This window comes from Reticulibacter mediterranei, assembly GCF_016587455.1.
Genome location: NZ_BNJK01000002.1, coordinates 1,551,782 through 1,568,786 on the forward strand (window position 1 = coordinate 1,551,782; position 17,005 = coordinate 1,568,786).

The following is a 17,005-nucleotide window of genomic DNA, read 5'->3' on the forward strand; positions in this document are numbered from 1 at the left end:
CTCTTCTCCCTCTCTATTGTACACGTTTTGGGGATGGATGTCTCGCAATTGTGCGGTTTTTCCTGTTTTGTGCAACAATGCGCCTTATGGTTTGCTTGATTGCCCATTTCTCTCTGTGGGCAGGAAGCCGGGCGCGAGATGAGACAGGCCCTCGGTAATGACAAGCATGGTCTGTCGGGTCATCTCGTCTGCGGATGGCGTGCGTTCCTGGCGGCTCCACTGAACAGCGGGACCGAAGATCGCCCAGCTGATGATCGAGGCGACAAACTCCACGCGTACCCCGGAACGCATTCCTGCAACTCGCGCCTGCTTGAGCCAGTCCAGCAATACGCTCGCAAGTTCCTGCTGGATTGCTCGCTCTACCATTGGATCGAATGCCTGCGAAGATGGTTTACAGCCGTGATGAAACTCTTCCAGAAAGCCGAACGTCGCTCTCACCAGCGCTCGCAGGTTCTCTACGTTCCAGATCGGCGCGGGAGGAAGACGCTGGGCCAGCCCTTGCTGAAACATCTCGCGAATGATGGAATCGAGCAGCGCGTATTTGTCGGGAAAATGGGCGTAAAAGGTGGCACGGTTGACCGTCGCACGATCAGTAATCTCTTGAATGCTGATCGTGCCTATGTCCTTCTCCGTCAGCAGCTCGAAAAAAGCCTTCTGAAGTAATTGGCGCGTCCGCTTCACACGTGGGTCTACGCTTTTCTCTATCAGGGTCATACACAAACTCCTTCTAGTCCATCCGGCGACAGAGTTCTCGCCTGCCTGACTTTCACGACAATTGTAGGGGAACTGTTGTCTAAACAACAAAAACGCGCTTTTACCCATTGATTGTTCTTACAAATCTACAGTAGTATTGTAAACAACAGGACACGTTTATGCAATGACTGTTGTTTAGCAAACAAGCGTTGCAGAGTGAAAGGGAATCATAGTATGAGTATCGCCCTCTGGATCGTTCAGGGATTGTTGGCGCTGGCTTTTCTTGTGGCCGGGGTGCTGAAGAGCGTGATGCCTCTAGAGCAGCTCAAGAAAAATATGCCCTGGGTCGGTCATGTTCCACCCTGGTTTGTCCGTTTTATCGGCGTCTCCGAATTTCTGGGCGCTGTCGGACTCGTCGCGCCAAAGCTCACCGGGATTCTTCCGCAATTGACCATCGCAGCTGCAATCGGACTCGTCGTGGTGATGGTGTGTGCCACCATCTATCATATCAGACAAAAAGAATACAACGTCATCGGCGTGAACATTGTGCTGTTCCTGCTAGCGGCCTTTATCGCGGTCGGCTATCTGGTCTGGGTTCCAGTCGCTTAACCACTATGAATGCGATAGCCTCAAATGTCGTAGTCGAGCGATTTATCGCGGAAGGTATCACGAAACGAGTGCCCCGCGATAAATCGCTCGACTACGACATTATCAAGCTTCATTCGGTATATGGAGTGGTGAGCGCTCCCCGTGTATGGCAGGGGCGAAGGCTTGTCCTCGCCCAGGTGCCTCATCGCGCGGCCTGGAGGTGGGCGAGGACAAGCCTTCGCCCCTGCCATATTCGGTCCACATTCCAGAGGGTTTCATAGATGCATCAACGATGAAGTTTGACAAAGTACTACGACGAGAGGAGTTCCCGGTCCTGGTTCACTCTGAAACTAATCCAGATTGCATCTTGTTTTTTTTGCCTCCATGCTTTAGAGTGGCTATGGTGTACGACAGGTCTGTGTGGGAATGGTCGGCGCAGCGCCGCAGTATTGAGAAGTGGAGGCAATTTCTATGATCCCGAATGAGACTTCGCGCAACCCCGTAGTAGACCATCGCGTGGAAATTCGCGACTATAGCATGATCGAAAACCTCAAAGATGCAGTCCTCGTTGGTAACTGGTTCGTCTTCTTCAAGTCTTCCTGGCTGACCCGCAGCGGCGTCGATAAGCTGCTGGCAACCGCTAATATCCCTGTGACGAGCGCTCCCCCGGCCATCGCCTTTCGTGGCGGCAAAGATCCCCTCACGCTTCCGGGCGTACACATCCAGCCGACGCCCTTACCATCTTCCTCGCTCGTCTCGCTCACCTGCGATAAAGCACTCTATCGTACACAACGAGATACCGTGCGCTTGCTCGTCGCCGCTCCTCAAGCGCCACGAACAACAGTCAAACTTATCTTGAGACTGAGCGGCAATCCCTATGCCGATTATCCCGTCACGCTCGACGAGTACGGACTCGCCCTCTGGTCCATGCAAAACTTGCCCGAAGGTGAGTATGAAGCAACCGTGCATATATCCGAACTATCATCCGAATCAATTACATGTCCCTCGTGCCAGGCCGTTCAGACGAGATCCAGCACGTTCTGTTCGCACTGTGGTAGCGCGTTGGACACGACCGCAGCAAAAGAATATACCTCCGATGTGTGCCGCTTCGAGGTTGCGGAATATCGGCTGGCACCGCTCAATGCCGACCTTGTAGAGCAGAAGTTGACCGGTAACGAACTGAGCTACACCCTGCACATTACCGCCTTCGGACAGCCCTTTGTTGGCACCGTCGAGATCGAATTGCAGGAGCGCGGTCAGCGCGTTGGAACCCGCAAGCGAGTGAGCGGCGATGACAGGGGCAACTTTCGTGGCAGCGTCGAATTGACCGGAGCCGGCCCCTACTCGCTCAACGTCTTTGCTGGCGAACGGACTGCGACGGTTGCTCTGAAAGGATCGGAGCAGGCGCGGCGCGAAACCGTGACGATTAGTGAGTTGGGCGAGGTGCAGGTGCTCAGCCTGCTGCCCTTGCCCGACTCTGAAGCGTGCCGTAACATGTATGTGAGCAGCGAACGCAACAATACCGCGCCATTTTTGGTGCGCCGCCTCATCGGGCAAGAGGTAGAGATTATCCCGCGCACGAGTAGCGAGCTATTGCGCGTCGTTGTGGTGGACCCCACCAGCGGCAACATCAGCGAGTCGCTCCACGAACATCTCCAGGCAAATCAGCCTCTCCGCCTGCCGTTGCCAGCACCCTATGGCGTTGTGCTGCTGGGTGCCTTGATCGAGGAGAAGGCGTGGGAGGGCTGGTGCGCCGTTCTGCGTCCCTCTGAGCTACAACTCTCGTGCGAGGCTCCGGCAGAAGTCCGGCCCGGCTCGCGTGTGACCATTACGCTCAAAACCAATCGGGCAGAGCGTCCCGTGCCAGTCCAGTTGATTGTTAAGGATCAGCGCCTCGTTGCCCCCAGCGATCCACAGGTGGAACTGGCGGCCAGCATCAAGAAAAATCTGGAAGAGTGGAACAAGCTTTCCACGACAGGCGAGGTTGAGCATCAATTGACCGACTATCAGGGCGGCTTTGCTTATGCAGCAGCGGCCAGTCCCGTCATGTTCCGCGCAATGGCGGCTCCGCTCCCACCTCCTATGGCAGCAGCGCCCGGTGGTCCTCCCACGATGGTTGGTGGCGCTGGGCCCCGGCGTGGGCCGGGCCGTGGTGTCGTCAGTAGAGCAATGACCGGTTCGCAGATCAGAGAAAAGGGGGCGATCGAGCTTGCTGCCGCCGATACGCTGGCTCCCACAGCGGCTCCGGCGCAAACGCTGACTCGTGTACGCATGCAGTTCCCGGAGATCATCTATAACAATATTGTGCATGTTCAGGGCGAAGAGCAGGTTGAAGTGAAGCTGGGCGACAGCATGACACGCTATAGCATCGAAGCCTTTGCTCTAGATCGTGAGACGCTCGATTGGCAACAGGCCGAGGCCGCGATTGAGGCGACGCAGTCGGTCTATGGCGAGTTAACTGTCTCGCCGTTTGTGAGAGATGGTGATCCTGTGCTAGGACGACTCGATGTGGGCGCGGCATCAGGTCAGGCGCGCGTTGAGATTCGTCTTGACGATACGCCGCTGCCGCTCTTCGACGAGGCCGGACACCCTCTGATAGCCGATGCTCTGATCTCTTCAGGCTCAGTCGTGCGCTTCCCCGTACGCCCAGGCGCGCTAACCGCCATTGTGCGTGATGCTCAGAGCGGAGAGGCCGATGTAAGCGAACGCTATATCACGGAGCCAGGAAAGCTGCGCCACATTATGCGCCGCCTGCGCCTGCTCACTCCCGGCGATGAGGTGACGCTGCGTTCGTCGCCCGATCTGCTGGAACTGCGACCAATGCCGGGACTGGAACGTCCATTCCAGTTCTTTGTCGAGGGCGCGGCGAAATATCCGTTTGGTTGTATCGAGCAGACTTCGATGAAGCTGGTTGCCCAGTACACGGGCTATATCACCAATGAGGCCAATGCGGAGGCCGCACGCGACTATGAAGCCGCTATCATCGCGTGGCATAAGCGGCTCAAAAGCATGTACCTTCCACAGCGCGGCTTCTGCTTCTATCCACCCGAAGATGGAGGTGCGCGCAAGACGGACACGCACTATGCTCCACGCGGCGTCAAACACCTGCTCAATCTACCTGATAGCAAGCGTTCAGGTATCAAAAGCAAGGTGCTGTGTGAGCTGCTTGACGACATTCACATGATGGTGAAAGAGGCGGCTACCTATTACAAGATCGCCAATCCGCCAACGAAAATACAGGATTGTCACGACGCCTATAAAGTGGTGGTCAGCGACGCCTCGCCGAACGAGAAGGCGCGGGCGGCTTCGTATGTGCGCTCCCGCCTGAAAGAGCGCAACGGGCAGACGTTCGTGGAGGTGCCAGAGGATCAGCAATCGTACAGGCTGTGGGGCAGGGCCGTTTCTACGCGCGAGGAGACCGCCTACGCTGCCGCGACCCTCTTCACGGCGAAAGAACCTGCCGACCTGGGGTTGGCGATAGCTGCCACCAACTTCCTCACAGCGCAGTTGAACGAAGAGGGGCGGCTCTACAGCACCGTTGATACCGCCGCCTGTCTGGTGCTGCTGCTCGCCTTGCGCGATGCGGGCGTGGTTGTCAGTGGAAAGGCGGGCCGGGTTGCCGTCAATGGGCAGGAAATGGAGCTGGGGGCAGCCCTGGCCTACGATGGCAAGGTCGAATCGTTGCACTGCGTGGAGGGGGTGGTTGCGGCACAAATGACCTCCGAAATCTTTGAGGATTGGAGCGAGTTTCAGAGCAAATTGCCCGTCGAGGTCGCCCTGGAGCGCAAGGGGCGTATACAGAAGCGCTTCAAAGTTGGTGACGATCTGGAACTGGTGATCCGCATTCCCAGCTACGAGCCGGGCCTGATCGCTCATGTCTGCCTGCCCGATGCGCTGGCTCGTGTCGTGGGAGGAGGGCAGGTCAAGCGCTTTAGCCTCGACTTCTGCGAGAAGAACGAGCTGCGCGTCCCCCTGGCCGCCGTTGGAGCCACGCAGCTTCCTGGCGAGGAGAGCCAGAACATCCTGACACGCTGGCTCAAACCCGGCAATAACGAAAATACCCAGCACTGGGCCGTAATCGTGCGCAACATGTTCAAAGAGGAGCAGGTTGGCAATCCTGGTCTGTTGCGTGTGATGGTGGAATAGAGAACCCGGCGATGCCCGTCGTAATACTCTGTCAAACCTCATTGGTTGATGCATCTAGAAAATTCTCTGGGGTGGGACCGTATATGGCAGGGGCGAGGACAAGCCATCGCCCCTGCCATATACTGCTATCATTCTCATGTGTTGATTGAAGCTTGACAGAGTATTACGATGGGGGAGGCGTTGCTGAATGCCGTTGTGTTTGGAACGATTCCTATACTGTAGGTAGAACTGTTGTTTCTATCTATCACTTGCTTGTGAGATGAGGTGAGGAGGAAAGTTTTATGTTGAAGATGAAGATGTTACTGGTAGTGGTGGGTGTAATCTCTGCCCTGGTACTGATGCCGGGGACGAGTCAGGCAAGTGCATATGGTGTTCAGTATTGGGGAGCGTTCACGGTGAATGTTAAGGGCCAGTCGATAGGCATTCCCTCCGGTCAACTGGCACACATGATTAGTGGGAGTGGATACCACATTAACTGGGATGGTGCCAATTTCGCGGCTGCTGCCAACGTCTGCGATCCCTCGATGCGCTTTACATATGGAAATGGTTCGTACCGCCTGGACGGAAACGTTCACTGGGGATGCAGCCACGTTGGACAGTGGAAGTACATACTCAACTGGAATGCCCCACGAGGAAGCGCTTGTGCCGAGTTGTGGGCTAAGAACTGGCAGGTTCGGATAACAAGGCAGTGTCACTACGTATACGGCTAGGAACAAAGAGCCAGGGGAGTAGTGTTCGTCGAACCTGGCTCTTGAAGCGTTATCTATTTGCCTGCTACGGTTGCAACGTGTTCAGCCATGCGCTGATCGCCTCGCTGACCCGCACATCACTCTCTCCGTTCAGCGCCATCGATTGGGCTGAGGTCAGGCCCGGTTCGGCGTGTTTGTAGAAGTGCTGTAGTTCGGGAAAGAAGGCCAGTTGGGTTGTCTCCGGGTAGGCGGCGTGGCGTGCCTGATAGAGCCGTTCGCCGTTGTCGGAGTGGACGCCCGACTCATCCATGCCGCCCTGCACCACCAACACCGGGCAGGGAACTTTCGCAATTTCGGCGCATGGGTCGATGGCGTCATAATCGCGCATGTACTCTCGCCCCTCCTGCGCCTGCGGGCTATCACTTCCCCAGTTTTTCACGAAAAATTCCATCGTCGGATCGGCCTTAATCTCCTCCGTGAATGGTTCTCCCGCACGTGTCAACTCGAAGACGCGAATATAGTTTGCTGCATTGACCTTGAAAGGTCCAAAATCGATGATCTCGCCCTGCTCCTTTGCCATCTGTTGCGCTTTGTGGATGAACAGATCCATATAACGAAATGATGGTCCCGAAAGGCTGATGAAGGCGTCTATCCCCAGGTCGCGCTGCTGCGAGATGAGCAGCCCATGCACACTCCCCTCGCTATGACCGGCGACCGCCAGCCCCTTTGCTTGGGGCACTAGCTCGCGCAACCGCTTGATTGCGGCCATTGCGATATATTGTTGGCGTGGGAAAACGCGATGCGCCCGTTTCTGCTCTTCATCGATCACCTCGACTCCTGTTCCCTCCCCTCGCTTGGCATAGCGTAGCACGGCATGCCCTCTCTCTGCCAGTTGCCGCGCCAGGTCCGCATACATATGAGGATTCATATGCATTTCGGGATAATTCCCATCTACATCATTGCCCATCGATCCCGGAATGAGGAGTATGGCCCAATCAGTTTGCTGCTGAAGCGGCAACGTGAGCGCCGCCGGAATACTATATCCCTCCGCCTCAAACAGAAGCTGTTCTTCTCGATAGTGCTGTTCCATATACCTGTATTATCCTTTCCAGATGTTTATTCTATGTGTTTCCGGGCCGAATACTATTCTAAACTATGACGTTAGGTCACTGTCAAGTGATGTTTAGAGATAATGAATTTTCACAACCAGAAACGGGGATAATTCCCGATTCTGGTTGTGAAAAATCACCATATCCGCTTATTTTATCATAAATCAGGAATATCAAGCTTTCTGTGCATCAAAAAAATGACATAGGGAAATAGTACTACACTATACCCACTATATAGGAAATAATCAATTATAACGAGGAAATCTAAACAAATCGAGGGGCGCTCGTGCTATACTATCGCGAATGGATATGGAAAGAACCATATCTCAATCAAAATGGTTTGAAAAGGAGTGTACACTTTTCTCATGGATGTAGCCCTGGTTACTTGCTCAGAATGGCCGGAATTGAGCACTTCTGATGCTGTCTTGCAAAAGGCGTTAGCTGCACGCGGCATTGATGCACGCGCACTTGCCTGGAACGACTCAACGGCGGATTGGTCCCAACCGCGCATGAGCATCATTCGTGCGACATGGGACTATTTCAATCAGCGTGATGTTTTTCTGGATTGGGCGCGGCATGTTTCACAATTGCATACTTTGTGGAACCCATTTTCACTATTGCAGTGGAATACGCACAAAAGTTACCTGCGTGATCTTGACGAGCGCGGTGTGCCGATTATCCCTACAGCCTGGCTCAATAAGGGGTCTTCGGTCAATTTTGAAGAATTGCTGCAAGAGCGTGGCTGGACAGAAGTTGTGATTAAACCAGCTGTTTCGGCTGAAGCATATGGTACAATTCTGATCAAAGAGGGAATGGCTATGGAGGGCCAGCTATATGTCGATCATATGTTAACCCTTCACGATATGTTGATTCAACCGTTTATGCCAGCCGTCTTGAGCAGTGGAGAGAGATCTGTCATTGTCATCGATGGTGAGATCACACATGCGTTGTCGCGTCCGCCCATACACGCTGTACGTCCTGATGGACAGGAACAGGCTGACCTGCCTCAGAAAGAACTTGTACAGCCCGGCGAAGATGAGGTGCAATTGGTGCGCAAGGTCATGGATGCTCTCAGTTCGCCCACCCTGTATGCCCGTGTCGATCTTATACGCGATATGGAAGGGTCGCCGTGCCTCATGGAGCTGGAACTGGTTGAGCCGAGTCTGTGGATGCACTGGAAGCCGGAGGCTGCCGAGTTGCTTGCTGATACAGTCTTCAAGCAATTGCAGCAAACCTCTGGGCACGCAGGCACCATCTAAAGCATAAACTATTGTGGCACCCGAGGGAACGGGTGCCCAGTCGCTGCTCCCTCCTTCAGCATTCATTGTTTCCGCTCTAGTAAGCAGATGGTCCCACTCTGTACATATTTCCTGCTATCAAACTGGCTCCTCTAACGTTCATTATTGTAGTTGTATTTTATTTCATAGAGATTCCAGCACACCGTGATGCCAGAATCAGCAATTTTTCCGTTCCCACGTGCGATAAAATAGAGGAACATCTTCGATTGAGATAGAGAAGCTAGAGGAAGTAAGTTATGGGATTCAATCATAACGGCCCACAGGGACCAGTAGGGCAGATGCCGCCTCCAGGCAACATGGCGGCGATGGCGGAGTGGAAAGAACTGGGGGCGCAACTCAGTGCGCAACGCTTTAATAGAAATTCAAAAGGACAGCGCCGCTTATTAGCGATATTGGCTATTATTACGCTTATTCTGGTGATTTTCGCCGCTGTTCGGATGAATGCGCTGGCCAGCAACAACGGCGATCAACTGACCATTCACATTGCGAGCCAGCAAGATGCGATCATCGATTTGCGCAAGAGCGTTGAGATCAGCCCCTATCTATTCGGGGCCAATGTGCTGCCAAAGGTTGCTTCAAACTCGACCGATGCGGACAATTCGGGGGTCATGCCCTATTCGCCGAAGCTCGCACAGGGATTGCAAACAATGGGCATCAAAATGCTGCGCTACCCCGGCGGCTCGTGGGGCGAGCAGCATATTCTCTCAAACGACCAGTTGAACGATTTCAATAAAATGCTGACCGATACCAAAACGACTGGCATGATGCAGGTACACCTGAGCGGGACGAAAGGACAGGATGATCCGGCGCAACTGGCAGCCCAGTGGGTCCAGTCGATGAAGTCGGTGCAGCTCTGGTCGATCGGCAATGAACCTGATTTGACGGTGAATCCCGCGACGGGAAAGTCTTACACCGCCGATGAGTATGCTCAGGCGTTTATCCAGATCTCCACCAAGATGCATCAGGCCAATCCCAATATCAAGGTCTTTGGCCCTGAACTCAGTTCCTATTTTGATGCCAATGCCGGGTTTCAAAGCGCCAACGCGCACACCTGGATCGATGAGTTTTTGCAAAAAATTGGCGAGTATGAAAAGCAGAACAACGGTAAAGTGCTGGATGGTATTTCCTTTCACTATTATCCCCATACCACTCCCTTTGCTCAGCCTGGACTGCTGATGAGCAGCGGCAACGAGTGGAGCTATATCCTGCCCGATCTGCGTGCTCAGATACAGAAAACGCTAGGCCGCGATGTGCCGATTGCTATTACTGCGATGAATACAAACCCGGATCGGTCCGGCAGTCAGGCGCAGATTCCACCGACCTATGGTGCTCTCTGGCTGGCCGATACGATAGGAACCTTGATGAACGAGCAGGTTGCATATGCGGCTTTTTATTCTGCCTCATCCGCTATGCAGAATCCAACCTCGCTCTTTGCGCTCGATGGCAGCGAAACAGCGATGGGACGCGTCTTTGAGCTATTTACTCATCTGCAAGATCACGTCGTTCCTCTGGCGATTCAGGATGATCCCCTCGCGGTCTTCGCCACCACGAGTAAAGATCGCAAGACGCTCAGCTTGATGTTCGTTAACAAAACTCCTTTGACGCAGCATGCACAGGTTAATCCCTCGACAATCCAGATTTCTTCCGGTTCCTGGCCTTTCGAGGACATCAAGATCGCGGCCTATAGCGCGGTTGTCGTGACGCTGCATCGCGATAGTGGACAGGCTGAAGGCTATACTTTCATTCCCCCCACGAAAACTGATGGCCTGGTCGCTCCCGTCAATTCCACGATCTGTGGCCTACGCACCGACCCGGTGGATGCCTCGATTCCTTGCTAAACGCCTTTATAGAGTTTCAGTTTCAGTTTGAATGTTACTGATGCGCCATTCTGGAAAATGGCGCATCTTTTTTGTGGTAGTGGTATGATAAAAATATGATAGAAAACGAAGTCACATATGGATGATTTGTACATGTGTCTTTTTTTTGGTCAAAATGAGATAAAATAGTCGGGTTCAAACTAAAAATCAGCTAAAAATCAATCAATTTGCTCTCAAAAAAAGCACAAAGAACGGGTGGGTTTGTACATTCTGCACAAAAAAGTATTACATACTCTCTGGTAGTTTATCCATAACAGGAATGAGAAGAATGATCTATACTTAACAACAAGTACAATCAATCGATCAATGATGATGCCCCAATGCTGTGTGTTTTCACCGGTGATTTCCTCAATGATGAGATCGTCTCCTGGTCATCATCTCTTTATTATCCGTTTTTGCGCCCATGATGACTGGTAGTCCGCTAGGGAGGGCAACATATTGTTCTCATAGGACACTGTTTAGTGCAGCCGTTACATTTCTTGTATCTGGCAGGGAGGATAAAAACGTTAGAAGTACAATATAACGTAAGTAAGTCCTGATGGCAGATAGACAGAGAGCTGTGTATCTCCTGGCTGAAATGACGATTATGGTCTTTTTATCAGTATTCCATCTATTTTGTGTTGCGGCCACATCACGGCTGCTTAGTGGTATAACCAGGTTGGTGAAAGCAGATGGCAACAGTTGACACAACGCAACAAGGATCAACACAACAAGAGGCACCAAAAATTGAACTTGCCCATCGCTCATTTTTTCTGCAAGTGATCATTTTAGCTGTCATTGGATTGGCAGTTGGGTACGCCTCAACTTTTTTTGCAGGTGCTTCCTCTGGAACATTTGATGCAAGTAAGATTAATGCAGGCGATACGGCCTGGGTATTAACCTCGGCGGCACTCGTCATGGTGATGACACCTGCGGTTGGCTTCTTCTACGGAGGTATGGTCACAAGCAAGAACGTCGTGAGCGTGATTAAGCAATCGCTGCTCATCCTCGGTATCGTCAGTGTTCAGTGGGTTGTGATCGGTTATAGTCTGGTCTTCGGCAAAGATCTTGGCGGCGTGATCGGCGGCCTCAATTTCTTCGGCCTGGCCGGTGTCGGTTATGCGCCGAACGCTGATTATGCTGGAACGATCCCTCAACTGGCCTTTATGGTCTTCCAGGCGATGTTCGCTATCATCACTCCCGCGCTGATTATCGGCTCGTTTGTCGAGCGCATTCGTTTCCGCACGCTGGTTCTCTTCGTCATTCTCTGGTCAACGATAGTTTATGATCCGATTGCCCACTGGGTCTGGGGCGTTGGTGGCTGGCTGCGTAACCTCGGCGCGCTCGATTTCGCTGGTGGCACCGTCGTTCACATCAGCGCTGGTTTCGCTGGCCTGGCCGCTGCCCTGGTGATCGGCAAGCGCCGGAACTTCCAGAAGGGCGTGGCGATTGTTTCTAATAACGTTCCCTTTGTCCTGCTGGGCGCGGCTCTGCTCTGGTTCGGCTGGTTTGGCTTCAATGCTGGTAGCGCTCTGAGCGCCTCTGCTCTCGCGGTGAGCGCGTTTGTTGTGACCAATACCGCCGCCGCTGCCTCTGGCTTAACCTGGATGGTGTTGAGCTGGGCTGAGAATAAAAAGCCGAGCGCGATGGCTACAGCTACCGGTGCGGTCTGCGGTCTGGTCGCCATCACACCTGCCAGCGGCTTCGTTGGACCTGTCGCTAGCATCGCCATTGGCATCATCGCTGGCATCGTGACCTACTTGATGCTTTTCATTCGCAGCAAACTGACCCGCATTGACGACACGCTGGATGTCTGGGCTGCACACGGTATGGGCGGCGTGACTGGCGCAATTCTGACCGGCATCTTCGCTGAGAAGATCATCAACGGTGCTGGCAACAACGGCCTGCTCTTCGGCAACCCCGGACAGCTCTGGACGCAAATCCTGGCCGTTCTGGTCACGGCAGTCTATTCGTTCGTCGTCACCTTCATCTTGCTCAAACTCCTCTCCCCTCTGGGCCTGCGCGTATCAGAGAAAGAAGAGACCGAGGGTCTTGACCTCGCCGTTCACGGTGAAGAAGGATATCGCCTCTAGGTCTTTGACAAGCAACAACACAAAGGGGGATCTCCCTTGAGAAGAGATCCCCCTTTGTGTTGTATGCGTGGCAGCCTGGCGATTACTGGATTCAATTTTCAAAGGGCATCTTGCAAAACCTGTGAGCCATTTTTCACGACCTGTTTACCTAAACTGGTCTACAAGTCAGGGCTATTCAACGTACGCATGTGTTCTTCTGTCAGATGAACTTGCAATGTCCCGAGGTTCTCGTCCAGTTGTGTTTTGTTGCTGGCGGCAATCACGGGGATGACGGAGGGCGTATCCTGGAGAAGCCAGGCTAACACGATCTGATTCGCCGTGGCACCGGTTTCGGCTGCCACGGTTGCCAGTGCGCCCAGCCGGGCCTCAGTATCACTTGATCGGTATTGCGGTGGCAAAGCAACATCCTGGCGAGTGTAAGCGCCAGAGAGGAGCGGGGAGTAAGCAAGCAGCGAAAAATCCTTATGGATCTGGCAGTAATCCAGCAATTCCTGGGATGCTACGATCTGTGTCTCAAAGGTCGCCTTTGGTCTGGGCTGTAGGTAGCTATATCGCTGTTGCACGCAACAATACGCGGCCCAGTCATGCAGGCGGCTGATGCTGCGGGCCTGCTCAATGCGCCAGGCCATCAAGTTGCTACAGCCAATGGCGCGGACTTTTCCGGCAGTGACGAGACGGTCAAAGGCGGCGAGCGTTTCCTCTAAGGGAGTTTGCCGATCATCGATGTGTGCGTAATAGAGATCAAGGTAGTCAGTCCCCAGACGCGTTAAACTGCCTTCGACAGCTTGCTCAATGGCGCGAGCAGAAAGTCCTTCCCAGCTTTCAAAGCCTCCGCCCGGCCTGCCAGGTCTGGCTCCGACTTTGGTTGCCAGAATGATCTGATCACGGTTCTTGCGGCTCTTGAGCCAGCGCCCCAGGACCGTTTCGCTTTCATCGCCAGTCGCACCGTCGATCCAGAAGGCGTAATTGTTCGCGGTATCGAAAAAACGCCCTCCAGCCTCAAAATAGCGGTCTGCCAGTTGATAGGCCATTTCCCGGGCAGTCAACGTGCCAAAGAACATACAGCCCAGGCACAAGGCGCTAACATCTATGCCGGTTTGTCCGAGAGGGATCTGTTTCATGGGAACACTCCTGATATGAATAAGTCGTGCCTGGGTAGGCTCCAAGCACGTGGAGATAGCATATCCCATGAAACATTTGCCGGCATTCACCAAAAGAGGGACACGCGCGATGAATTATGTCGCTAGCGATTTTACCAAACATTCCAAACACCCTTTGTCGCTACGCGTGATCCACGATCCTCTGTGTCCTCACCATTATCCTCCAATTGCTGGATGCACCAATACTCATTGCGTCTGTCGCCTGCGCGGTTTTATTCCTCATTAAAGCGATAGCCAACACCTGAAATAGTGGTCAGGAAGCGTGGATGAGCTGGATCGGGTTCGATCTTTCGTCGCAAATGGCCGATGTAAACGTGCAAATAGTGCGACTTGGCATCCCGGTTCGTGCCCCAGATCTGGTTCAAGAGCATCTGTTGCGTCATGATTTTGCCGCGATTCTTGATGAAGACTTCGAGCAGATCGTATTCGGTCGGTGTGAGCTTGACCTCTTGCCCGTTGATGGTCACAAGTTGCTGCGTAAAATCGATCTCCAGTGGTCCAACCTGCATCGTTGGCTCCGTTCTTGGCAGCATACGTTCGGCGTGGCGCAGGGCAACTCGGATGCGTGCCAGCACTTCATTGATTCCAAACGGTTTCGAGACATAATCGTCGGCCCCCAGATCGAGCGCTAGCACTTTGTCGCGCTCCTTATTCTTGGCAGAGATCACGATGATGGGAAGATCCGAGAGCGCTCTCACCTGCTTGCAGACCTCCAGACCGCTCATTCCTGGAAGTGCCAGATCGAGCAACATCAGGTCGAGGGGGCGTTCTCCAACGGCCTGTAGCGCCTCTTCTCCACTGGCAGCTGAGATAACTTCATAGCCATGTCCCGTGAGGCTGCGTTGTAATGCACGCACGATCTCAATCTCATCATCGACAACCAGCAGACGTTGTTTGCGTTTTGTCATAATAGCTCCATTCCCCCACTATTGCTTAAAGGGAGCGTAAAACGGAAATCTGCACCCCCTCCCGGACGTGCTTCAACATGAATAGTACCTCCGTGCGCCTCGATCAGCCCTCGGCAGATAGCCAGACCCAGCCCTGTCCCCTGTGCTGTGCCTGAATCGCTTGTTTTGCCCTTCACACGATAAAATTTGTCGAAAATCTGTTCTCGTTCCTCTGGTGCGATGCCCGGTCCGTGATCAGCGATGCTCACTACAACCTCTTTGTTGTGCTGTTGGATACTTATATCGATGGGGCTACCAGCTGGCGTGTAACGAATGGCATTCTCAAGTAAATTCGTCAAAACCTGATCGATCATCACATAATCCAGCTCGACCGGAGAGAGCTGATTGGGCAGATGCGTCTCTACTTTGCGCCCTTGCAATCGTGTATCCATGCGGTTTAGTACGTCCAGGATTAGCTCATCCAGGGGATACCAGATGCGTTCGGGATGCAGCAGCCCGGCCTCGATGCGCGACATATCCAGCAGATTCTCGACTAGATTATTGAGCCGGTCTGTTTCGCGCTCAATGGAGGCAATAAAGCCGCGCCGCGTTTCTTCATCCCACTGCACATCCTCCTCCCCTAAGCTAGTGATGGCTGTCTTGATCGTCGAAAGCGGGGTGCGGATATCGTGGGAGACGGAGGAGAGCAGGGCCAGCCGGAGAGCGTCGGTGCGCTGAAGCGCCTCCATACGAATACGCGCCTGTTCCCGATGGTGTGCGTCTTCCACGCGTTGGCGCAAGGTAGCGGCGAACTGGCTGGTAATCACTGCCGTTATGAGAAAGATGAGCAGCGTGAGGACATCTTCAAATTTCGTGACTGCCAGACGATAGAGTGGAGGGACAAAGAGGATGTCGAAGGAAAAGAACGCGACAAATGAGGCCAGCAGCGCTGGGAAGAGTCCACGCAGCCCGGCCAGCGCGAGGATTGCCAGCGTGTAGACCAGAAAGCTGTCCGGGATCTTTTGATACAACTGGAAAAACCAGATCAGCGCCGTAATTGAAAAAATGCTGCCCAGCGCCAGCAGCGTATCGAGGAGATACCGCCGCCAGCGCTGCTCCTGTTCGATTTTAAATATCGGCAATGATGCTACACGATGCATATTCCTGTCCCGTTTGTTGCGATTTCAACTTATGATGCATAAGGATAAAAGATCGCGCCATGTGTGTCAATAGTGACTGTCCTGCTATGTTTGCGGCGAAAAAGTGTGCTGATCGTACGCTGGAAGAGGGTGGAAAAAGAGGTGACGAAATGGTAAGCTTTAAGGAAGGGAATATGCACAATGAGTGTTCGTCTCATCGAAGAGAAAGAACAAGGAGAAAAGAAAACCATGACGGTGTATGAACGTTTGCAGAAGCGTATCGAAGAAGATGTGCAGGCATTACAGACATTGAGAAAGCGAGGCTGGCTGGTGTGGCCGATGGATCTTCTGGTCAAAGAGGAAGATGTGGGCCGCTGCTGCTTTCTGGCCGAGGAGTGGCTAACCGGCGAGCAATTGCGGGAACTCAAGAAACGCGTAGGGCTTGACGATCGGCAATGGAGAAAATATAAGACGAGAATTTCAAAGTAAAAAGCACCCCCTTACGGAAGCGTGCAACTTGTACGGATACGTCATACCATGTCCGTACAAGTTGCACGCTATGCAGTTTTTGGTCAACACGCGAATTTCGTTGACTTCCCCTATGTATCCAGGTACAGTAAAAACTAGAAGAGAGATAGTATTTATGGATGCATAAAAGAGGCTCTACAGCTATGACGAGAAGGACATATCTGGTCATTCAGTCAAAGCGCACGTTCATCTTGAGCGTGCTTCTGATTCTCGCTGGCCTGGCAATCCTCTTGATCCCCTTGCTAAGTGGCTCGACACATTTCTTATCCCTTTCAAAAAGCACGCCTTCGCCCTCTTCCACAAAAGCGCATAATAACAACGCCAATCCATATGTTGTACGCACGCCCCCTCCTCCGCCAACCTGTACGGCGCGGATGCAGATCGATCATGTCTCGTCAAAGGGCTTCCAGGCTACAGTGATGGTCAAGAATACAAGCAACGAGACACTCAATACATGGATGATCTATTGGACGCTGCCCGCTGGCGTTCATCTCGTTCGGGGATGGAATGCCAATGTCTTTAAAGATGGCGACGTGATTATGGTCCATCCGTTCGATAACAGCCGCAGCTTCCCCGCCAGCAGCGTGAAAATCATCGGCTTTGAGGCAACAGGGCCAGCAAATCCACCCCCACATGGTATAACGCTCAACGGCATCCTTTGCACTTCAGAATAATTTGCTTATAGTCCTATATCCTCCAATACAGATTGCTCGCTGCTGAGTATCTTTTTGCCAGCCTCAAAAGTATAAAAAGAGGATAGGTTGAAATCGCATAACAGCAAACCGATATCAATGTCCGGCGGCACTATCCGTTGCGGCC

14 protein-coding genes are annotated in these 17,005 nt (G+C 53.1%); 8 read left to right on the plus strand and 6 right to left on the minus strand.

Translation table 11 applies throughout. From position 1 onward, the window contains the following. Positions 1-84: 84 nt before the first annotated feature. On the minus strand, positions 85-714 hold the full coding sequence (locus K3T83_RS45305) for a TetR/AcrR family transcriptional regulator (protein WP_220209733.1): 630 nt from the start codon (positions 712-714) through the stop codon (positions 85-87). 213 nt (positions 715-927) lie between these two features. Here K3T83_RS45305 and K3T83_RS45310 point away from each other — a divergent pair, with 213 nt between their 5' ends. Then, on the plus strand, positions 928-1,302 hold the full coding sequence (locus tag K3T83_RS45310; RefSeq protein ID WP_220209734.1) for a DoxX family protein: 375 nt from the start codon (positions 928-930) through the stop codon (positions 1,300-1,302). A 20-nt stretch (positions 1,303-1,322) separates the two neighbouring features. On the opposite strand, the gene K3T83_RS45315 is transcribed toward K3T83_RS45310, so the two are convergent. Continuing rightward, positions 1,323-1,532, minus strand: coding sequence for a hypothetical protein (locus tag K3T83_RS45315; RefSeq protein ID WP_220209735.1), 210 nt, complete (start codon positions 1,530-1,532; stop codon positions 1,323-1,325). Positions 1,533-1,752: 220 nt separating this feature from the next. On the opposite strand from K3T83_RS45315, the gene K3T83_RS45320 reads away from it, so the two are divergent. Together K3T83_RS45320 and K3T83_RS45325 are read left to right on the plus strand one after the other, a co-directional pair. Continuing rightward, positions 1,753-5,427 (plus strand): hypothetical protein, encoded by a 3,675-nt coding sequence (locus K3T83_RS45320; protein WP_220209736.1) that lies wholly within the window; start codon positions 1,753-1,755, stop codon positions 5,425-5,427. A 281-nt stretch (positions 5,428-5,708) separates the two neighbouring features. Continuing rightward, positions 5,709-6,137 carry a hypothetical protein gene (locus K3T83_RS45325; protein WP_220209737.1) on the plus strand — a complete coding sequence of 143 codons (429 nt, stop codon included), beginning with the start codon at positions 5,709-5,711 and terminating at the stop codon, positions 6,135-6,137. A 64-nt stretch (positions 6,138-6,201) separates the two neighbouring features. Here the strand turns inward: K3T83_RS45325 and K3T83_RS45330 are convergent, their stop codons facing one another. Next, on the minus strand, positions 6,202-7,206 hold the full coding sequence (locus K3T83_RS45330; RefSeq protein WP_220209738.1) for an alpha/beta hydrolase family protein: 1,005 nt from the start codon (positions 7,204-7,206) through the stop codon (positions 6,202-6,204). Between the two features lie 384 nt (positions 7,207-7,590). Between K3T83_RS45330 and K3T83_RS45335 the strand changes: the two genes are divergently transcribed. From K3T83_RS45335 to K3T83_RS45345, 3 genes are all read left to right on the plus strand, one after another. Beyond that, a complete protein-coding gene (locus K3T83_RS45335) occupies positions 7,591-8,484 on the plus strand; it encodes an ATP-grasp domain-containing protein (RefSeq protein WP_220209739.1) in 894 nt (297 codons plus the stop codon). A 275-nt stretch (positions 8,485-8,759) separates the two neighbouring features. Further along, positions 8,760-10,361: a glycoside hydrolase family 44 protein gene (locus K3T83_RS45340; protein WP_220209740.1), complete on the plus strand. Its 1,602-nt coding sequence runs from the start codon at positions 8,760-8,762 to the stop codon at positions 10,359-10,361. Positions 10,362-11,071: 710 nt separating this feature from the next. Beyond that, positions 11,072-12,472, plus strand: a complete 1,401-nt coding sequence (locus tag K3T83_RS45345; protein WP_236065214.1) for an ammonium transporter — start codon at positions 11,072-11,074, stop codon at positions 12,470-12,472. Between the two features lie 158 nt (positions 12,473-12,630). On the opposite strand, the gene K3T83_RS45350 is transcribed toward K3T83_RS45345, so the two are convergent. From K3T83_RS45350 to K3T83_RS45360, 3 genes are all read right to left on the minus strand, one after another. After that, positions 12,631-13,593, minus strand: a complete 963-nt coding sequence (locus tag K3T83_RS45350; protein WP_220209741.1) for an aldo/keto reductase — start codon at positions 13,591-13,593, stop codon at positions 12,631-12,633. 251 nt (positions 13,594-13,844) lie between these two features. Further along, positions 13,845-14,540 carry a response regulator gene (locus K3T83_RS45355; RefSeq protein ID WP_220209742.1) on the minus strand — a complete coding sequence of 232 codons (696 nt, stop codon included), beginning with the start codon at positions 14,538-14,540 and terminating at the stop codon, positions 13,845-13,847. Beyond that, the gene (locus tag K3T83_RS45360; protein WP_220209743.1) at positions 14,537-15,679 is read right to left on the minus strand and encodes a sensor histidine kinase; all 1,143 of its coding nucleotides are present in this window, start codon (positions 15,677-15,679) and stop codon (positions 14,537-14,539) included. Before K3T83_RS45360 ends, K3T83_RS45355 begins: the two co-directional genes overlap by 4 nt. Positions 15,680-15,859: 180 nt before the next feature. Between K3T83_RS45360 and K3T83_RS45365 the strand changes: the two genes are divergently transcribed. Both K3T83_RS45365 and K3T83_RS45370 read left to right on the plus strand, forming a co-directional pair. Further along, complete coding sequence (locus K3T83_RS45365) at positions 15,860-16,147, plus strand: hypothetical protein (RefSeq protein WP_220209744.1); 288 nt, start codon at positions 15,860-15,862, stop codon at positions 16,145-16,147. Between the two features lie 182 nt (positions 16,148-16,329). Beyond that, the gene (locus K3T83_RS45370) at positions 16,330-16,860 is read left to right on the plus strand and encodes a cellulose binding domain-containing protein (RefSeq protein ID WP_220209745.1); all 531 of its coding nucleotides are present in this window, start codon (positions 16,330-16,332) and stop codon (positions 16,858-16,860) included. The last annotated feature ends 145 nt before the right edge of the window (positions 16,861-17,005 follow it).